General features: G+C 71.7%; 14 protein-coding genes. 2 read left to right on the top strand and 12 right to left on the bottom strand.

The genetic code is table 11. The features are described from left to right. The first annotated feature begins 529 nt into the window (after nt 1-529). The gene (locus tag HUT16_RS25035; RefSeq protein ID WP_176190307.1) at nt 530-1,264 is read left to right on the top strand and encodes a hypothetical protein; all 735 of its coding nucleotides are present in this window, start codon (nt 530-532) and stop codon (nt 1,262-1,264) included. Nucleotides 1,265-1,491: 227 nt separating this feature from the next. Here the strand turns inward: HUT16_RS25035 and HUT16_RS25030 are convergent, their stop codons facing one another. From HUT16_RS25030 to HUT16_RS25020, 3 genes are all read right to left on the bottom strand, one after another. After that, nucleotides 1,492-2,013 carry a hypothetical protein gene (locus HUT16_RS25030; RefSeq protein WP_368662711.1) on the bottom strand — a complete coding sequence of 174 codons (522 nt, stop codon included), beginning with the start codon at nt 2,011-2,013 and terminating at the stop codon, nt 1,492-1,494. A gap of 283 nt (nt 2,014-2,296) precedes the next feature. Continuing rightward, a complete protein-coding gene (locus HUT16_RS25025; RefSeq protein ID WP_176190305.1) occupies nt 2,297-2,980 on the bottom strand; it encodes a ribonuclease HII in 684 nt (227 codons plus the stop codon). Nucleotides 2,981-3,123: 143 nt separating this feature from the next. Continuing rightward, entirely contained in the window at nt 3,124-3,816 is a 693-nt protein-coding gene (locus tag HUT16_RS25020) for a TetR/AcrR family transcriptional regulator (RefSeq protein WP_176190304.1), read from the bottom strand. A gap of 152 nt (nt 3,817-3,968) precedes the next feature. Here HUT16_RS25020 and HUT16_RS25015 point away from each other — a divergent pair, with 152 nt between their 5' ends. After that, nucleotides 3,969-5,507 carry an MFS transporter gene (locus HUT16_RS25015; RefSeq protein WP_176192862.1) on the top strand — a complete coding sequence of 513 codons (1,539 nt, stop codon included), beginning with the start codon at nt 3,969-3,971 and terminating at the stop codon, nt 5,505-5,507. A gap of 173 nt (nt 5,508-5,680) precedes the next feature. Here the strand turns inward: HUT16_RS25015 and HUT16_RS25010 are convergent, their stop codons facing one another. The 9 genes from HUT16_RS25010 to HUT16_RS24970 all read right to left on the bottom strand — a co-directional run bounded on the left by HUT16_RS25010 (nt 5,681) and on the right by HUT16_RS24970 (nt 18,266). Next, nucleotides 5,681-8,794: an Ig-like domain-containing protein gene (locus tag HUT16_RS25010; RefSeq protein WP_176190303.1), complete on the bottom strand. Its 3,114-nt coding sequence runs from the start codon at nt 8,792-8,794 to the stop codon at nt 5,681-5,683. A 287-nt stretch (nt 8,795-9,081) separates the two neighbouring features. Further along, nucleotides 9,082-10,158 (bottom strand): carbohydrate ABC transporter permease, encoded by a 1,077-nt coding sequence (locus HUT16_RS25005; RefSeq protein ID WP_254897979.1) that lies wholly within the window; start codon nt 10,156-10,158, stop codon nt 9,082-9,084. Beyond that, a complete protein-coding gene (locus tag HUT16_RS25000) occupies nt 10,155-11,180 on the bottom strand; it encodes a carbohydrate ABC transporter permease (RefSeq protein ID WP_176190302.1) in 1,026 nt (341 codons plus the stop codon). Before HUT16_RS25000 ends, HUT16_RS25005 begins: the two co-directional genes overlap by 4 nt. 69 nt (nt 11,181-11,249) lie before the next feature. Continuing rightward, entirely contained in the window at nt 11,250-12,626 is a 1,377-nt protein-coding gene (locus HUT16_RS24995; protein WP_176190301.1) for an ABC transporter substrate-binding protein, read from the bottom strand. A 183-nt stretch (nt 12,627-12,809) separates the two neighbouring features. Then, complete coding sequence (locus HUT16_RS24990) at nt 12,810-13,376, bottom strand: Clp protease N-terminal domain-containing protein (RefSeq protein WP_176190300.1); 567 nt, start codon at nt 13,374-13,376, stop codon at nt 12,810-12,812. 2 nt (nt 13,377-13,378) lie between these two features. Further along, a complete protein-coding gene (locus HUT16_RS24985; protein ID WP_033253887.1) occupies nt 13,379-13,609 on the bottom strand; it encodes a hypothetical protein in 231 nt (76 codons plus the stop codon). A gap of 64 nt (nt 13,610-13,673) precedes the next feature. Further along, entirely contained in the window at nt 13,674-14,462 is a 789-nt protein-coding gene (locus HUT16_RS24980) for an SDR family oxidoreductase (protein ID WP_176190299.1), read from the bottom strand. A 106-nt stretch (nt 14,463-14,568) separates the two neighbouring features. Beyond that, nucleotides 14,569-15,306: a hypothetical protein gene (locus HUT16_RS24975; RefSeq protein ID WP_176190298.1), complete on the bottom strand. Its 738-nt coding sequence runs from the start codon at nt 15,304-15,306 to the stop codon at nt 14,569-14,571. An 80-nt stretch (nt 15,307-15,386) separates the two neighbouring features. Continuing rightward, a complete protein-coding gene (locus HUT16_RS24970; protein ID WP_176190297.1) occupies nt 15,387-18,266 on the bottom strand; it encodes a vitamin B12-dependent ribonucleotide reductase in 2,880 nt (959 codons plus the stop codon). Between the last annotated feature and the right edge of the window lie 111 nt (nt 18,267-18,377).

Below are 18,377 nucleotides of genomic sequence, written 5' to 3'. Positions count from 1 at the left end.
AAGGCAGGAAGCCGGAAGGCAGGAAGCCGGAAGGCAGGAAGCCGGAAGGCAGGAAGCCGGAAGGCAGGAAGCCGGAAGGCAGGAAGCCGGAAGGCAGGAAGCCGGAAGGCAGGAAGCCGGAACGGGCCCCGGGAGCAGGGCACAGGGCTCGGAGGGCGGCAAGCCGAGAAGGGCGGGCGGAGGAGCGCGGGCGGGGCGTGGCGGGCGGTGAGTGGCCGGAAGTCTCGGGCGTCGGCCGCCCGGCCGGGCGGCGTGGGCGGGCACACGCCCGGGTGCGGAAGGGGCGTACACCGGAACGTTTCAGGCCGTACACCCTCCGCTCACCGTCAGGTCAGCCGAATGGCCCTGTCGGGGGCGTGGAACATATCAGGCAGAAGCAGGGATTTCGGGCCGCGTTCGTCATTTCATCATTGCCGCTCGGAGTGCTCTCCACCGAGAATTGGAAGGTATCCAGTGCCCGGTCCGTCGGACCTCGGCCTTCGGCGTACGCTCGCGCGCCCCAGGGGGCGCGGGCTCGGGAAGGAGGATCGTGATCAACGGCATCGACCGAGGTCCTTCCCGCTGTGACGGCCACCGGACCGTCACCCTGCCGGAGTGGAAGGGCTACGACGTGCCCCTCCTTCGGGCACCCCGCGAGTTCGTCACCGAACTGCACCAGCGGCACCTCCCGCAGCCGGGCACCACGGTGGTCGCGGTGTTGAACGCCGAGCACCGAGTGGTGGCGTCCGCCTCGTTCGGCGTCCGGCCGCAGTTCAGCGACGGGTGGGACCACCGCAACGCGCTGCTCGGCCATCTGCGGCGGATCACTCCGCACGACCTGAAGCGCCACAGCCCCAGCCGCACCGCCGTCCTGCTGCGCTGCCGCGAGGGCGGCCCGGACTGGATCGAGCAGGACGGTGCCTGGATGTGGGCGCTGCGTGCCGCCGCCGAACTGCACGGGCTGCGCTGCGGCTCGTACCTGACGCTCACCCCGGCCGGCTGGCAGTCCCTCGGCGACGGCCGGCGCGGGCGCAACCCGCACTCCGGGTCGTGGACGCTCGGTCCGATCCACACCGTCACCGAACTGCCGCCGCGCATCCCGCACGACGCCTCCGCCGCACCGGTCGAGGTGCCGCGGTCCGAGGCACCGCCGCCCGGAGCACAACGGCCCGAGGCGCCACCGGCCCAGCAGCCGCCGATCGCCCCGGTCACCTCGCTGAGCGCGGTCCGCGCGCTGGAGGGCACCCACGACGACCGACCCGTCCGCCGCACCGCCGCCCGCTGACCGGACAGCCCGGCCGCGCAGGACGGCACAACGCACAGCGCACGAAGGCGGGAAACAGCGGGAGGGAGACAGCGGGCCGGAAGCGCGAAGCCCGGAACGGACGCACGGACACAGCGGGTGGCCACGGAACGCGGCCGACGGCCCGCACCGCTCCCCGGCGTCAGACGCCGGACGCCGGGCGTCAGGCCGGTCCGCGGTGCCGGGCGGCACCGCGGACGGCCCGCCGGTCAGGCGAACAGCGGGGCGACGGTGTCCGTCTCGCCGCAGACCACCAGGAGCTTCGCGGCCCGCTCCAGCGCCTTGCGCGCCGCGGCGGCCACCTGCTCCGAGCGGCCCTCGTTGACCACCAGGACCACCACGTCCCGGCGGAGCTGGCGCGCCGTGTCGGCGTCGGCGTAGAACACGTCCCCGCCGTCGGCGAGCTGCGACCAGTAGCGGTCCTCGCCGAAGCTGAGCTCGTGCTGCTGCCAGGGGTGCGCCGCACCGACCGTCAGGACCAGCACGTCGCCGGGGCGGCGGCCGGACTCCAGCAGTGCGTCGACCGCCTCGTCGGCACGGTCGATCGCCTCGGCTGCGGCGGCGGGCAGGAGTTGGACTTCCGGCCGACCGGGGCGCGGCGCGGGGCCGGGCTTGGGACGGGCCGGGGGCCGCGGGCCGGGGACCGGACGGTCGGCACGGGGCGGAGCGGGTCGCGGCGGGCCGGGGCGGGGGCCCGGGACCTGAGCGGCGACGGCGGTGGAGGAAGGCATACGGGGGGCAGGTGCGTCCGACTTGTGGGGAAGGGGAACGCCGGGGCCCGGGATCGTCTCGTGAATCTCCGGCTCCTCGGGGAAGACAGGCATACCCGGATTCCTATCAAATGCCGGTCGGATGCGCACGGGCACCCCACCACTTGGAAGTCTGGCGCACTGTGCGCACGGTGGCGAGGACGCCCGGGTGACGAGTGGACAAACTCTGACGAACCGTCAGGAAACGGTGCCGTCGGGGGTCGGGAACGGCCCGTGGGGCGGGTTCGGCGCGGTCGGGAAATCCTCAGAAACCCAGGGAGAGTTGCTCGCCGGAGTCGGCCGGGGTGCGCTGCCGCTTGAGGTGGCTCCAGCGCGGCAGGGCGTCCAGGTAGGACCAGGACAGCCGGTGGTGCTCGGTGGGGCCGAGCTCCTCCAGTGCGGCGCGGTGCGTCGGCGAGGGGTAGCCGGCGTTCTCCCCGAAGGCGAACGCCGGGTGGTCGGCGCCGAGTTCGGCCATCAACGCGTCCCGGCGGACCTTGGCCAGCACCGAGGCGGCGGACACGCAGACGCAGGACTGGTCGCCCTTGATCACCGTGCGGACCTTCCAGGGGCCGCCCAGGTAGTCGTGCTTGCCGTCCAGGATCACCGCGTCGGGCCGCACCGGCAGCTCCTCCAGCGCGCGCAGGGCGGCCAGCCGGAGCGCGGCGGTCATCCCGAGGTCGTCGCACTCGCGGGCCGAGGCGGAGCCGATCGCGTACGCCGTCACCCACCCCTCCAGGACCGGGGCGAGCGCGTTGCGGCGCCGCTCGGTGAGCAGCTTGGAGTCGGTCAGCCCCTCCGGCGGGCGGCGCAGGCCGGTGACGGCGGCGCCGACCATGACCGGCCCGGCCCAGGCGCCCCGGCCGACCTCGTCCAGCCCGGCCACCACGCGGGCGCCGGACTGGCGCAGGGAGCGCTCCACACTGTGGGTCGGCGGGTCGTACGGCATCGGGAGGGTTCCGTTCACTGGAGCGGGCGGACACGCGGGGAGACGGGCGGGCAGCGGCGGACCGGAACGGGACACCACACCGGGCGCACCGGGCCTCCCCGCCCCCATCAGCGTACGCCGCCGCGCCGACGCCCCCGCCGCCGTTACGGCCGGACCATCGGCAGCAGGACCAGCTCCAGCAGGTCGACGCCGAACGCCTCGTCGACCACCCCGCCGCAGAGCTTGGCGCGGTAGAGCAGCATGGCCGGGAGCACGTCGGCGACCGCTGGCACCGCCGCGCCCGGGCGGACGTCGCCGCGGGCCTCGCCGCGGCGGAGGATGCCGAGGACCACCTCGGTGGTCGGTGCGATCACCCGGTCCTGCAGGAAGCCCTTGAAGGAGTCGGCGCGCTCCTGGTCGAGCTCGCCCATCAGGGCGTGGACGGCGGCACCGATCGGCGAGTCCACCACCCGGACGTAGGCCTCGATGACGTGCCACAGCTCGGCCCGGACGGAGCCGAGGTCGGGGACGTCGGTGACGGGCGGCAGCGCGGCCGCCAGCGCGTCCACCACCAGGTCGCCCTTGGAGTTCCAGCGTCGGTAGAGCGCGGCCTTGCCGGTCTGGGCCGCCCCGGCCACGCCCTCCATGGTCATCCGGGCGAAGCCGCCGGAGGTCAGCTGGTCGAGCGCCGCCTCGAAGATCGCCGCCTCCAGGGCCTTCCCGCGCCGGCGCTGCGGGACCGCCGCCCCGGCCGCGCCGCCCGCCGCTCCCGGGCCGCCCGCCATCCCCTCGGGGGCGTCGGCCGGCCGGTGCCGCAGCGGACGGTCCGGGCGATCCGGCTGATCCGGCTGATCCATCGTCATCCACCCTAAAAGACGGTTGCGTTCACTATCGGTGCGGGCCTATGGTCTACACAGTGAACGCGGGCGTTCACTGTTCGCATCGGCGAGCACACTTTATCGAAGAGCGGCAACGGCCAGCAGGGGGCACATCAGTGGCTATCTCCGACATGCTCAGCGCATCCGCTCCACCCGGCTCCGGGCGGGGCCGGAGCCGGAACATCACCCTCACCGTCATCGCGGCCACCCAGCTCATGGTGGTGCTGGACGCGACCATCGTGAACATCGCGCTCCCCCACATCCAGGACGCGCTGAAGTTCTCGACCACCGACCTGTCCTGGGTGATCAACGCCTACACGCTGACCTTCGGCGGCCTGCTGCTGCTCGGCGGGCGGGCAGGTGACATCCTCGGCCGCCGCCGGGTGTTCGTCGTCGGCGTGCTGCTGTTCGGGCTGGCCTCGCTGCTCGGCGGCTTCGCGCAGAACGGCGGCATGCTGCTCGCGGCCCGCGCGCTGCAGGGCATCGGCGGGGCGATCTGTTCACCGACGGCCTTCGCCCTGATCGCGACCAACTTCGAGGAGGGGCCGGAGCGGAACCGCGCGTTCGGCGTCTTCTCGGCGGTGGCCGGCTCCGGCGCGGCGATCGGCCTGCTGGCCGGCGGCGTGCTCACCGAGTACCTGAACTGGCGCTGGGTGTTCTTCGTGAACGTGCCGATCGCCGCGTTGATCGCCCTCGCGGCGCCGAAGTACATCGACGAGTCCGAGCGCCGGGCCGGCACCTTCGACCTGCCGGGCGCGCTCACCTCGACGCTCGGCCTGGTCGGCCTGGTCTACGGGTTCATCCACGCGGCCGACCCGGCGGCGGGCTGGGGCGACGGCGTGACCATCGCCTCCTTCGCGGTCGGCGCCGCGCTGCTGCTCGCCTTCGTGCTGATCGAGCGGCGCACCGCCCAACCCATCACCCCGCTGGGCCTGTTGCGGAACCGGAACCGCACCGGCGGCCTGATCATGATGCTCTGCCTGGCCGCCGCCATGTTCGGCATCTTCTTCTACGTCACGCTCTTCGTGCAGCGGGTCCTCGGGTACAGCGCGTTGAAGGCCGGGGTGGCCTTCCTGCCGATCAGCGTGGCGATCATCGTCGCGGCCCAGATCGCCTCCGCCTTCCAAGCCCGGCTGGGCCCCAAGCCCTTCATGGTCACCGGCTCGGTCCTGGTCACCGCCGGCCTGGGCTGGCTGACGCGGACGGACGTGCACAGCAGCTACGCGGCGGCCGTGCTCGGCCCCACGGTCACCTTCGGCTTCGGCATGGGCCTGATCTTCGTCCCGGTGATGCTGATGGCGGTGTCCGGGGTGGCGGCGCACGAGACCGGGGCCGCTTCAGGGCTGCTCAACTCGGTGCAGCAGATCGGCGGCTCGGTCGGCCTGTCGATCCTCACCACGGTGTTCGCCAAGGCGGCGACCAGCGAGGGCACCCGCCAGCAGGCGGACTTCGCGGCCCACGCCTCCCCGGCCGACCTGCAGTACGCCCGGGAACACCAGTCCTTCCCGCCCGGCAGCTCCTGGGCCGACCAGGTGCTGGCGTACGCGGTGTCGCACGCCTTCGTGGTCGGCGTGGCCTTCGCCGCGGTGGCCCTGCTCTCCGCGCTGTTCGTGGTCAAGGCCCGGGCGGGCGACCTGCCCTCCGAAGCACCTGCGGGGGTGGCGCTCTGACGGTCCACCGGCCCCAGCGGCCCCAGCAGCCCGGGACGACGGGCCACCCGAACCAGTCGCCCGAACGAGCCGTCGGAGCAGGCCGCCGGAACGAGCCGCCGGGGCGGTCCGGACCACGATCGCGTGGTCCGGACCGCCCCGGCGGGGGACTCGGTGTACTCGGCTCAGGGCACTCAGTAGGTGCCGTACAGCGAGTACACCAGGTTGTCCTTCACCGCGGTGCCGAAGCTCGCGGGGAAGGTCCCGAACGGGACGGACGCGCTGCTGTAGGCGCCCGAGCCGGCCGGGCCCGAGCTGTAGTGCATGTTGTTGACGGTGGAGCTGGTGCCGTTCGAGTTGTAGATCACCCAGTACGTGGTGTTGGCCGCCAGCGTGTAGGTGATCGGCGCGCTGTTCCAGGCGTTGGCGCTCAGCGTGCCGACCGAGCTGGTGGCCAGCAGGGCGTCCGGCGAGCCGGCGTTGTCACTGTAGATCGCGATCTGGAACTGGTTGTTGGGCGCCGCGCTGATCTGCCCGGTGTGCACGTTGAGCGAGGTCAGGGCGATGGCGGAGGCCCCGGTGGTGATCTTGGAGCCGTTGAGGTGGTTGGAGTCGGTGTCGTCGAGCTGGTTGCCGACGGCGTTGTTGCCGATGGTCTGCGGCGGTGCGCCGGCGGTGGTGAAGGCCGCGGTGTAGGCCGCGGCCTGGGTGTTGCCCGCCAGGTCCTTCACGTTGGCGACGCTCAGCGTGTAGCCGGTGCTGAGCGAGAGCGCGGCGCTCGGGGTGAAGGTGACGGTGTTGGTGGCCGCGTCCAGGGAGACGGTGCCGGGCACCGCGGTGGAGCCGGCGGTGGTCTTCAGGGTGACGTTGGTGCCGTTGACGGTGCTCGCCTGGACGGGCTCGCTGAAGGAGGCCTTGACCGGGGCGGTGGCGGAGACGCCGGTGGCGCCGTTGGCCGGCACCGAACCGGTGACGGTCGGCGCGGTGGTGTCGGTGCCGTACGTCGCGGTGTAGGAGCCGACGTTGCCGTCGAAGAAGGCGTACGCGATGCCGTGGATGGTCTCGATGCGGTAGTTGACGGTGGTGGTGCCCTGCTTGATGCCGGTGAGCGTGCCGGACGCCGAGTTGACCGGGACCATCGCGCGCAGGCCGTTGGCGCCGCCGGTGATGCTGAAGCTGAGCGTGTTGCTGCTCCAGGCCATGCCGGAGAACGCGGAGCCGTTGCGGGCGTCCAGCCAGGTCAGCAGCTGGCGGCCGGAGACGATCGGGGCGCCGTGCGCCTTGGCCGAGGCGATGACCTGGTCGGAGGCGGTGGAGGCGGCGTAGTCGGTGTGGATGTTGGCGGTCAGGACGGTGTAGTAGCCCTTGGAGTTGTAGGCGTTGTCCAGCAGCGTGTTGACGGTGGAGGGCATGGACTGCCCGGACTCGTCGGTGAGCTGGGTGGTGGCCTGGTACTCGTTGATGGTGCTGCCGTCGCTGTCCGCGTACTTCATCGGCAGGCCGGTGCCGTTGAAGTAGCCGGGCCGGTCCTGCACGAAGCTGGCCGGGTAGTAGTAGTAGTCGGTGTCCAGCCGGATGCCGTTGGCGAGCTTGGTCTTGGCCTGGGTCGCCCAGTCGTCCCACTCGACGCAGTGGGTGCGGGTGCTGTCCGGGTTGGGCAGCGAGGGGTACTTGGCCTTCCAGGCGCCGATCTGGGTGGTGTAGATGTTCTGCAGGTCGGCCGGGGTGCCCCACGGAGTGCAGTTGGTGGTGACGTGCACGCCGATCTCGAAGCCCTGGTCGGAGTAGGCCTTGGCCTGGGCGTCGGTGATCGGGTCGTCGGTGTAGATGTACGACGAGGCGCGCACGCACTCCCAGTTGGCCACGTTGCAACCGACCGGGCTCTGCGCGACGTAGCCGTCGAAGCGCCCGCTGGTGCCGCCGATGCCGTGGTCGTCACCGGTCATCACCACGACGGCCTTGACGTCCCGCGGGAAGTACCAGAACTTCGGCAGCGGCTTCTTGCTCGCGTCCATGGTGGTGATCAGGTTGGCGAGCAGGCGCTGCTGCTCGTCGGCGATCGGGATCTGCGCCTTGTCGAGGTTATTCCAGTTGAGCTGTCCGCCGGTGCCGAAGAACATCTCGCTGGCCTGGATGCCGTCGACGTTGTCGCGCTGCTGACCGCCCCAGGCGGCGTTGCCCTGGCGGGTCTGCACGACGGACTTGGCGAGGTCGAAGGTGAACGCGGCGGCCTGGCCGGTGCCGACGGTGCGCAGCGTGACGGCCGGGTTGGTGGTGGCCACCGCGGTGTCGCTGTACAGGGTGGCGACGGCGGTGGCGCCGTTGAGGGCGTACTTGTCCGCGGTGCCGTGGAAGCCGATGGTGTCGGAGGTCAGTCCGGCGCCGGGCGCCGCGGTGGTGTTGATCTTCAGGTAGCTGTCGGCCAGCGTGTCGGTGGTCGTGGTGAGGCCGAGCAGCCCGGCGAGCTGCTTGTCGGGCCGCATCGCGACGAGCCGTCCGCCGCCGTTCACCCAGGTGCTGAACATGGTGGTCTGGGCGGCGGTCAGCTGGTTCTCCGCCAGCAGCACCACGTCGTACGAGTTGAGCATGGTCGCGGTGACGGTGCTCAGGTCGGCGGTCTTGTAGTAGTTCAGGCCCTCGGACTTGAGGATCTCGCCGTAGTAGGTGGTGTACGGGTTGGCCGAGTTGGTGACCAGCAGGATCGGGCCCTCGTTGCCGGGCCCGCTGCCGGGCGTGCCGCCACCGCCGCCGGACGGGGTGTAGGTGGCGTAGATCGAGTAGTTGAGGTTGCCGGTGGAGACGGCGCCGAAGCTGCTGGGCCAGGTCCCGAAGGCGGTGCCGCCGGTGGAGTAGCCGCTCTGGCCGCCGGTGGCGTAGTTCAGGTTGTTGACCGCCGCGGAGACGCCGTTGGAGTTGTACGCCAGCCAGTAGGGCGTGTTCGGCGCGAGCGTGGCGGCGACCGGCAGGGTGTTCCAGGTGTGCGCGGTGAGCGTGCCGGAGGCGGAGGAGCCGAGCAGCGGGCCGGGCTTGCCGGCCACGTCGCCGTACACCGCGACCTGGTACTGGTCGTTGGGCGTGGCACCGACGGCGCCGACGTACACGCTGACGCTGTTGACGGTGCCGCCGTTGGAGCCCGTCACGAAGCGGGACGTGTTGATGTAGTTCGAGTCACCGGAGTCGGTGGCGGTACCGGTGGTGTTGTTGCCGAGGACGGCGGTGGTGTCCGCGTGCGCCGCGGGTGCCACCATCAGTCCGCTCGCCGCGAGCAGGCCCACCAGCAGCCCGGCGATTCGTTTTCTGAGCCTCACGCCAACCCCCCAAGGTCGGATGACCGGATGAACGACAGAAGTGCCGCCCTCCGTCCTACCGGCTCCGACCCCGGCGCGTCCGCAGAACCCTCACATCACAACCACGACTTCCAGCCATGTAGGAGTCGAACGCTCCGCATCCGATCAGTCTGTCTGCACACGTTCAAGGGCAGCCCGCAGCCCGAACGGCCAACGGGCCGAACGGGCGGACGGGCGAGGCGGACAGGCGGACAGGCGGATGGCCGAACGGTCGGACGGTCGGACGGTCGGACGGCCGGACGGCCGGGTCAGCCCTTCACCGACCCGGCCAGCAGCCCGCGGACGAAGTACCGCTGCAGGGCGAAGAACACCGCCAGCGGGACGATCATCGACAGGAAGGCCCCCGCGCTGAGCAGTTCCCAGTGGCTGCTGTCCGAACCGGACAGCTGGGCCAGCCGGGAGGTGATCGGCGCGACGGTCGGGTTGCCGCCCGCGAAGGTCAGCGCCACCAGCAGGTCGTTCCACACCCACAGGAACTGGAAGATGGCGAACGAGGCCAGCGCCGGAGCGCTCAGCGGCAGCACGATCGACCGGAAGATCTTGAAGTGCGAGGCCCCGTCCACCACCGCCGCCTCCATCAGGTCGCGCGGCAGCTGGGCGATGAAGTTGTGCAGCAGGAAGATCGCCAGCGGCAGCGCGAACATGGTGTGCGTCAGCCAGACCGGCAGGTAGGTGTCCTTCAGGTTGAGCGCCGGGATCACCGTCACCGACCCGAGGTGCGCGCCGCCGGAGAACAGCCGCAGCAGCGGCACCAGCGACATCTGCAGCGGCACCACCTGCAGCGCGAAGATCACGAAGAAGAGCGTGTCGCTGCCCTTGAACCGCACCCAGGCCAGCGCGTAGGCCGCCATCGCGGCCAGCACCAGCGGGAAGACCGTGGCCGGGACGGCGATGGCGATCGAGTTGACCAGGTACGGCATCAGGCCGCCGGAGGTGCCGAACGAGTTCTCGAACAGCACCGAGCGGTAGTTCTCCAGCCCGAAGTCGGGGTGGACGAACGCCTCCCACCAGCCGGAGGAGACCACGTCCTGCTTGGGCCGCAGCGAGGTGACCAGCAGGCCGACGGTCGGGATGGTCCACAGCACGGTGACGGCGATCACCAGGGCACTGGCCAGCGGGGAGCTGAACGCCCGGCGGACGGCCTTGGCCGGCGGCAGGTCCGGACGGGACGCCCCGCCCCGCCCCGGCGCCTTTCCGGAACCGGCCCCGGAGCCGGAAGCGGACCCCGCCCCGGAGGCGGACCCCGCCCCGGAAGCGGACTCCGAACCGGAGGCGGACCCCGAACCGGAGCCGGAAGCCTTGTCGAGGGTGGGCTCGGCGCTCATCGGGTCGCACGCTCCTTGCGCAGCAGGGCGATGTTGTAGACCACCAGGGGTGCCACCGCGAGGAAGAGGATCACCGCGAGGGCGCTGCCGCGGCCGGTGTTGTACTGCTCGAAGCTCTGCGAGTACATCTCGTTGGCCAGCACCTGGGTGCCGAAGTTGCCGCCCGTCATGGTGCGGACGATGTCGAAGGCCTTCAGTGTGATGATCATGATGGTGGTGAGCACCACCACCAGCGTGGTGCGGATCATCGGCACGGTGACGTGCACGAACAGCCGCACCCCCGAGGCGCCGTCGAGCCGGGCGGCCTCGGTGATCTCGTCCGGGATGGCCTTGATCGCGGCGGACAGCACCACCATGGCGAAGCCGGTCTGCACCCAGACCATGACGCCCATCAGCAGGAAGTTGTTCAGCGGCTGGGACAGGATCCAGTTGGGCGGGTCGTCCCAGCCGACCGCGACCGCGAGCTGGCTGAGCAGGCCGACCTGGTTCTGGCCGGCTCCGCGCGACTCGTACACCAGCTTGAAGATGATCGAGGCGGCCACCAGCGAGACCGCCATCGGCATGAAGATCAGCGACTTGTAGACCGACTGCCCGCGCAGCCGGTCGACCAGCAGGGCCAGCAGCAGGCCGAGCCCGGTGGCCGCGATCGGGGCGATCACCAGCCACAGCAGGGTGTTCAGCAGCACGTCGTGGATCTGCGAACTGGTCGCCGCCCAGCCGTAGTTCTTCCCGCCGACGAACTTCGCCGCGTCGGCGTCGTAGAAGCTCAGGTAGACGGTGCGCAGCAGCGGCACCACCAGGCCGATGAGCAGCAGGACGGCCGCGGGGCCGAGCATCAGCGCGACCGCCAGCGGCCGGGAGAAGCGTCCGGTGGCGCGGCCCGCCGCGAAGAACACCGCGAGCAGCAGACCGAGGAAGCCCAGTACGGCGCCCGCGGTGTTGCCGAACTTGATCGCCGCGTCCTGCCACAGCGAATCGGCGAGGTGGAGCGCCGGCCCGGCGAGCCGGGTGTCGGTGGGCATGCGGAGGGTCCTTCCTCGGGGCACGGGAAGGGCAGCGCGGGCGGGCCCGCGCTGCCCGGTGGCGTCCGGTTACTGCGGCCAGGCCGCGTCGATGTCGCCCGCGGTCTTCTGGATCGACTGGCCCTCGGCGAACCAGGCGGTCAGCGCCTTCCACTCGGCGCCGGAGCCGACGGCGGCGGGCATCAGGTCGGAGGCGTCGAACCGGAAGGTGGCCGCGGGGTCGGTCAGCGACTCGGCGGAGAGCTTGTCGATCGGGTCGGTGTACAGGCTCTTGTCCACGCCCTGGTTGGCGGAGACCCAGCCCGGGGAGGTCTTGACCCGGCTGCTGGCCCACTCCGAGGTGGACAGGTAGTTCTGCACGGCCTGCACCTCGGGCCGGTCGGAGAACGCGGCCAGGAACTCGCCGCCGCCCTCGACCGGGCTCTTGACGTCCGGGTTCACCGCGGGCATGTGGAAGGCGAAGACGTCGCCGTCCGGCCCGATGTTGGTGCCCTGCGGCCACTGCGCGCGGTAGAAGGACGCCTGCTGGAGCATCGCGCACTTGTTGCTGAGGATCGGGGTGCCGGCGTCCTGGAAGGTGGTGGTGGCGATCGTCTTGACGTCGCCGAAGCCGGCGTTGACCCAGGCCGGGTTCTGCATCCAGTCGGCGACGGTCTTCATCGCGGTGGTGATCTTCTCGTCGGAGAACTTCACCTTGTGGCTGATCCACTGGTCGTAGACGTCGCCGCCGTAGGAGCCGAGGACGACCTCCTCCAGCCAGTCGGTGGCCGGCCAGCCGGTCGCGGTGCCGGAGCCGATGCCGCCGCACCAGGGCTTCGTCTGGCCGCCGGCCCGGGCGATCTTGTCGCTGAGCGCGATCAGTTCGGCCCAGGTCTTCGGGACCTCGTAGCCGGCGGCCTTGAACGCCTTGGGCGAGTACCAGACCAGCGACTTCATGTTGGCGCTCATCGGCGCCGCGTAGAAGGTGCCGTTGACCGAGCCGTACTCCTTCCAGACCGGCGACCACTTGTTCTCGTTCTCGACGGTCTGCTGCGGCGGCTTGACCACCTTGCCGGACTTGACCATCTGGGCCAGCAGGCCGGGCTGCGGGATGATCGCCAGGTCGGGGGCGTTGCCGCCGGCCACCCGGACCGGGAGCTGCGACTCGAAGTCGTTGGAGCCCTCGTAGACGATCTTGATGCCCGTACAGGTGGTGAACTCGGCCCAGGACTTCTCCAGCGAGTCCGACTCCGGGGAGAGGATCGAGGCGTACATCGACACCTTGGTGCCGGAGTGGCCCGCGTACGCCTGGTACTTGGCGCAGTCACCCGTCAAGGCGGCGGCCGAGCCGCCCCCGCCGCCACCTCCGTCGGAGGAGCTGTTGGAGCAGGCGGCTGTCAACGCCAGTGCCAGAACGGCCGGTACGGCGAGCAGCCGACGGCGTCCAGTGGTCACGGGGGTGGTCAATGCGGTCCTCCTTGCCAGGGCATGGACATGCCAGCCGTGAGACAGAACAACACTGCGCTGTACCGGAGATGTGGATCTGTACCCAGCGATCGCTGGCTCAAAGACGTTAACTCACCGGTACCCCCAGGCCAAGGAGCGCGTTCGACCTTCATCGGGCAGCGCCCCAGTTGTGACCACTCCGTGCTATGAGGCCGCCCGCAGGCCGCCCACCAGCGAAGCTTCCGTCGCGCGCTCCAGTTCGGCCAGGTCGACGCCCTGGTCGCGCAGCACCCGGACCGCCGTTCCGCCGCCCTCGCGGAGCAGGCCGAGCAGCAGGTGGCCGGTCTCGATCCGGCGGGCCCGCTGCCCGGTGGCCGCGCGCAGGGTCAGCACCATCACCCGGCGGCCGCGGTCGGTGAACCGGGGGCCGCCCCGGCGGGGGCGGCGGGCGGGCGGCGGGCCGTCCAGCGCGCCCGGCCCGAACTCGGACTCGACGGCCGCGCGGACCGCCGCCAGGTCGATGCCGATCGCGGCCAGCGCGGCGGCGTCGCGCTCCGGCTCGTGACCGCCCAGGGCGCGGAGCACCGCGTGCCGCCCGCCCGCCAGGTCGAGGCCCCACCGGCCGAGCAACCGGGCGGCCGGGTCCTGCGGCTGGGCGAGCAGGCCGAGCAGCAGGTGCTCGGCGCCCAGGTGGTCGTGGCGCATCCGGCGCGCCTCCCCGCCGGCCAGCGCGACCGCCCGGCGGGCCTCCGTCGCGAAGCGTTCGAACACCTTCAGTCCCCTCCCTGTCCGGCCGCCCGTCGGGCGTGCTTCTTGTGCACGGCCTGCCGGGTGACCCCCAGGCAGACCGCGATCTCGTGCCAGGACCAGCCCTTGCGGCGGGCGTTGCCGACCTGGAGGTCCTCCAGCCGGTCGGCCAGGTCGCGCAGGGCCCGGACGGCCCGCAGGCCGGTGGCCGGGTCGCCGCTGCTCGCGTCGGCCGCGAGCCGTGTCGTCTCGCTCATGCCGTCAACATAGGTTGACACCACGGACGGTGTCAACCATGGTTGACGCACGGGCGGGGGCGGATCAGGCCGGGTACCGCTCCGCCAGGAACTGGGCGAAGGTGGTCCGCCCCGCCGGGTGCGCCGACAACGGGTGCGCCGACAACGGGTGCGCCGACACCAGGGTGCCGCCCGCCCGCAGCGCCCGCCCCGTCCCGCCCGGCAGCGGTGCCCGCAGCACCGGGCGCCGTCGGCCCCGGGCCCGCAGGAAGTCCGCCGCCAGCGCCTCCACCGGACGCACCTGGGGCCCGCCGAAGTCGTCCGCCCGCCCGGCCGGGCCCGCCTCGACCAGCTCCGCCACCCGCTCCGCGACGTCCCGCACGTCCACCGGCTGGAACGACACCCCGCGCGGCACCAGCAGCACCGGCGCCCTCGACAGGCCGTCCAGCACCCGCGCCACCAGGTCGTGGAACTGGGTGGCCCGCAGCACCGTCCACCCCAGGCCGGACTCCACCACCAGCCGCTCGCACTCCGCCTTCGTCCGGTAGAGGCCCAGCGGCACCCGGTCCACCCCGACGATCGACACGTACAGCAGGTGCGGGGCCCCGGCGGCCCGGGCCGCCTCCACCAGGCGGCGGGTGGCCGCGACGTCCCGCCGGCCGTTGGTGGTCGCGCAGTGCACCACCGTCCCGGCGCCGGACAGCGCCGCCTCCACCCCGCGGCCGGTCACCAGGTCGCCCACCGCCCAGCCGTGCTCCCCCGGCGTGTGCGCCTGCCGGCTCAGCACCCGCACCGGGCAGCCGCGCGACAGCAGCCGGCGCACCACCACGCGCCCCAGGGTCCCGGTACCGCCCGTCACGAGTATCGGCCGCATCGCGCTCACCCCTCAGCTGTGCCAGTACCCCCAGCCTGCCCGCCACCGGCCGCCCCGGCAGCCCGGCCCACGCACCCGGGGGAACGCCGCCCGCCGCGGGGCCGGATCAGAGGTCCTCCGGCCACGGGTAGCCGAGCAGCTCCGCGCTCCGGGCGCTGCCGCCGCAGATCCGGGCCCAGGTCCGCGGGTCGGTCGCGGCGATCCGCTCCAGCAGCTCGGCGGCCAGCACCTCCGGGCCTCCGGCCGGGACGGTCAGTTCGGCCATGAACTGCAGTTGGGGCAGGTCGTAGCGGCCGTCGGGCACGGGCGGGTGGTGGAAGAGCAGGTCGATCCGGTCGGGCGCCCGGCGCTCCGTCCACACCGCCTGGAACTCGCACTCCCAGGCGGCCAGCAGCTCCGGGCGGCGGACCAGCTCCGCCTCCAGCAGACGGCCGACGCTGCGGGCGGGAGAGGCCGCGACCCCGGCGCCCGCCCGCTCGACCTCGGCCAGGTACTGCCCGGCGTCGAACCGGTACCCGGGCAGGTCCAGGCCCGCGAAGCCCGGGTTGCGCCAGCCCTCCCAGCACACCGCGCCGCCCTCCCGGCGCACCGTCACGTACAGCGCGCCGCAGCAGGTCTCCTCACCGCAGCCGCCCCGGCGCAGCCGGACTTCCCGGGGCTCCGGGCCCGGCAGCAGCGGACTGTGCGCCCCGAGCAGCGCGTCCGGCTCCGGGCCGGTCGTCCGGTAGTCGAAGCCGACCGCCAGCAGGTCGACCCCGTCGACCAGCAGCCGCAGTTCGGCCGGGTCGCGGCCCGGCACCTCGTCGATCCGCAGTTCCAGCCGGTTGTCCGTGGTCGGTTCCATCCGGACATGGTGTCGCACACGGCGCGGGGCGCCCACCGAATCGCGGTGGGCGCCCCGGACGTCGGGCGTGCGGCGGTGCGTCAGCTGCAGCCGCTGGTGGAGCCGCAGCCCTCGCAGAGGTAGCAGCTGCCCGCGCGGCGCATCTTGGTGCCGCAGGAGAAGCAGAGCGGGGCGTCGGCGTTCAGGCCGAGGCGGATCTCGGCGAGTTCGGTCGAGTTGTGGGCGGCCGGGGCGGCCTTGGGCTGCTCGACCGGCGGGAGGGCCACGTGCGGCTTCTCCGGGGTGAGCGGCGCGGACTGGGCCAGCGACTCGATGTCGACGTCGTCCTCGGTCGGCTCGTAGGAGCCGGTCTCCAGGTGCCGGGTGCGCTCCTCGACGGAGTGGATGCCCAGCGCGGAGCGGGTCTCGAAGGGCAGGAAGTCCAGCGCCAGGCGGCGGAAGATGTAGTCCACGATGGACTGCGCCATCCGCACGTCCGGGTCGTCGGTCAGGCCGGCCGGCTCGAAGCGCATGTTGGTGAACTTGGCGACGTACGTCTCCAGCGGGACGCCGTACTGCAGGCCGACCGAGACGGCGATGGAGAAGGCGTCCATCATGCCCGCGAGGGTCGAGCCCTGCTTGGACATCTTCAGGAAGACCTCGCCGAGGCCGTCGTCCGGGTAGGAGTTGGCGGTCATGTAGCCCTCGGCGCCGCCGACCGTGAAGGAGGTGGTGATGCCGGGGCGGCCCTTGGGCAGGCGCTTGCGGGTCGGCCGGTACTCGACGACCTTCTCGACGGCCTTCTCGGCGACCGGGGCCGCGACGACGGCCGCGGCCGGGGTCTTGGTCTTGGCCGAGAGCGGCTGGCCGACCTTGCAGTTGTCGCGGTAGATCGCCAGCGCCTTGACGCCGAGCTTCCACGCCTCGAAGTAGATCTCCTCGACCTCCTCGACGGTGGCGTTCTCCGGCATGTTGACCGTCTTGGAGATGGCGCCGGAGATCCACGGCTGGATCGCGGCCATCATCCGGACGTGGCCCATCGGGGAGATCGACCGCTCGCCCATGGCGCAGTCGAACACCTCGTAGTGGGCGGCCTTCAGGCCGGGCGCGTCGATGACGTTCCCGTGCTCGGCGATGTGCGCGACGATCGCCTCGACCTGCTCGTCCTGGTAGCCCAGGCGCTTGAGGGCGCGCGGGACGGTGCCGTTGACGATCTGCATCGAGCCGCCGCCGACCAGCTTCTTGAACTTGACCAGCGCGAGGTCGGGTTCGACGCCGGTGGTGTCGCAGTCCATCATCAGGCCGATGGTGCCGGTCGGGGCGAGCACCGAGGCCTGCGCGTTGCGGAAGCCGTTCCGCCCGCCGAGGCGGACCACGTCGGCCCAGGTCTCGTTGGCGACCGACCACACCGGGGCGTCCAGGTCGTCCAGCGGGGCGACGGCGGCCGAGGCGTCCGCGTGCTGCTGCATGACCCGCCGGTGCGGGGCGGCGTTGCGGGCGTAGCCGTCGTACGGGCCGACCACGGCGGCGAGTTCGGCGGAGCGGCGGTAGGCGGTGCCGGTCATCAGCGAGGTGATGGCGCCGGCCAGCGCGCGGCCGCCCGCCGAGTCGTAGGCGTGGCCGGTGGCCATCAGCAGGGCGCCGAGGTTGGCGTAGCCGATGCCGAGCTGGCGGTAGGCGCGGGTGGTCTCGCCGATCTTCTCGGTCGGGAAGTCGGCGAAGCAGATCGAGATGTCCATCGCGGTGATGACCAGCTCGACCACCTTGGCGAAGTTGGCCGCGTCGAAGCTGTCGTCGTCGCGGAGGAACTTCATCAGGTTCAGCGAGGCCAGGTTGCAGCTGGAGTTGTCCAGGTGCATGTACTCGGAGCACGGGTTGGAGGCGTTGATCCGGCCGGACTCGGGGCAGGTGTGCCAGTGGTTGATCACCGAGTCGTACTGGATGCCCGGGTCGGCGCAGGCCCAGGCGGCCTCGGCCATCTTGCGGAACAGGCCCTTGGCGTCGACGGTCTCGATGACCTCGCCGGTCATCCGGCCGCGCAGGCCGAAGGTGGTGCCGTTCTCCACCGCGGTCATGAACTCGTCGTTCACCCGGACCGAGTTGTTGGCGTTCTGGTACTGGACGGAGGTGATGTCGTCGCCGCCCAGGTCCATGTCGAACCCGGCGTCGCGCAGGGCGCGGATCTTCTCCTCCTCCTTCACCTTGGTCTCGATGAAGGCCTCGACGTCCGGGTGGTCGACGTCCAGGACGACCATCTTGGCGGCCCGGCGGGTCGCGCCGCCGGACTTGATGGTGCCGGCCGAGGCGTCGGCGCCGCGCATGAAGGAGACCGGGCCGGAGGCGTTGCCGCCGGAGGAGAGCAGCTCCTTGGAGGAGCGGATCCGGGACAGGTTCAGGCCCGCGCCGGAACCGCCCTTGAAGATCATGCCCTCCTCCTTGTACCAGTCGAGGATCGACTCCATGGAGTCGTCGACGGACAGGATGAAGCAGGCCGAGACCTGCTGCGGCTGCTGGGTGCCGACGTTGAACCAGACCGGCGAGTTGAAGCTGAACACCTGGTGGAGGAGGGCGTGGGTCAGCTCGTGCTCGAACACCTCGGCGTCGTCCGGCGAGGCGAAGTAGCCGTGCTTCTCGCCCGCGGCGCGGTAGGTGAGCACCACCCGGTCGATGATCTGCTTCAGGCTCCACTCGCGCTGCGGGGTGCCGACCGCGCCGCGGAAGTACTTGCTGGTGACGATGTTGACCGCGTTGACCGACCAGAAGTCGGGGAACTCGACGCCGCGCTGCTCGAAGTTGATCGACCCGTCGCGCCAGTTGGTCATCACCACGTCGCGGCGCTCCCAGGTGACCGCGTCGTACGGGTGGACCCCAGGGGTGGTGTAGATGCGCTCCAGCCGCAGCCCGGCCTTGGGGCCCTTGGCCCCCTTGCCGGCCTTGTCCGACTTCGACCCTCGTGCGGACCCGCTCGTGGTGTCTGTCACTGCTCTTGCTCCTCCTCCTGGGCAAACGCCCGAAGTGCCCGAAAAAGTCCGGGCACGACTGGTTCGTTCCGTCCGCACGCGGGCAGGGGCGAACCCCACCACGGCGCACGG

Origin of the sequence: Kitasatospora sp. NA04385 (assembly GCF_013364235.1) — a bacterium.
Lineage (GTDB): Bacteria > Actinomycetota > Actinomycetes > Streptomycetales > Streptomycetaceae > Kitasatospora.
This window is presented reverse-complemented; position numbering and strand designations above follow the sequence as displayed.

Excerpts from the sequence above, each read along its gene's own strand:
- HUT16_RS25030 (WP_368662711.1), bottom strand. The coding sequence starts at position 2,013 with ATGCCTTCCTCCACCGCCGTCGCCGCTCAGGTCCCGGGCCCCCGCCCC.
- HUT16_RS25025 (WP_176190305.1), bottom strand. The coding sequence starts at position 2,980 with ATGCCGTACGACCCGCCGACCCACAGTGTGGAGCGCTCCCTGCGCCAG.
- HUT16_RS25020 (WP_176190304.1), bottom strand. The coding sequence starts at position 3,816 with ATGGATCAGCCGGATCAGCCGGATCGCCCGGACCGTCCGCTGCGGCAC.
- HUT16_RS25015 (WP_176192862.1), top strand. The coding sequence starts at position 3,969 with ATGCTCAGCGCATCCGCTCCACCCGGCTCCGGGCGGGGCCGGAGCCGG.
- HUT16_RS25005 (WP_254897979.1), bottom strand. The coding sequence starts at position 10,158 with ATGAGCGCCGAGCCCACCCTCGACAAGGCTTCCGGCTCCGGTTCGGGG.
- HUT16_RS25000 (WP_176190302.1), bottom strand. The coding sequence starts at position 11,180 with ATGCCCACCGACACCCGGCTCGCCGGGCCGGCGCTCCACCTCGCCGAT.
- HUT16_RS24985 (WP_033253887.1), bottom strand. The coding sequence starts at position 13,609 with ATGAGCGAGACGACACGGCTCGCGGCCGACGCGAGCAGCGGCGACCCG.
- HUT16_RS24980 (WP_176190299.1), bottom strand. The coding sequence starts at position 14,462 with ATGCGGCCGATACTCGTGACGGGCGGTACCGGGACCCTGGGGCGCGTG.
- HUT16_RS24975 (WP_176190298.1), bottom strand. The coding sequence starts at position 15,306 with ATGGAACCGACCACGGACAACCGGCTGGAACTGCGGATCGACGAGGTG.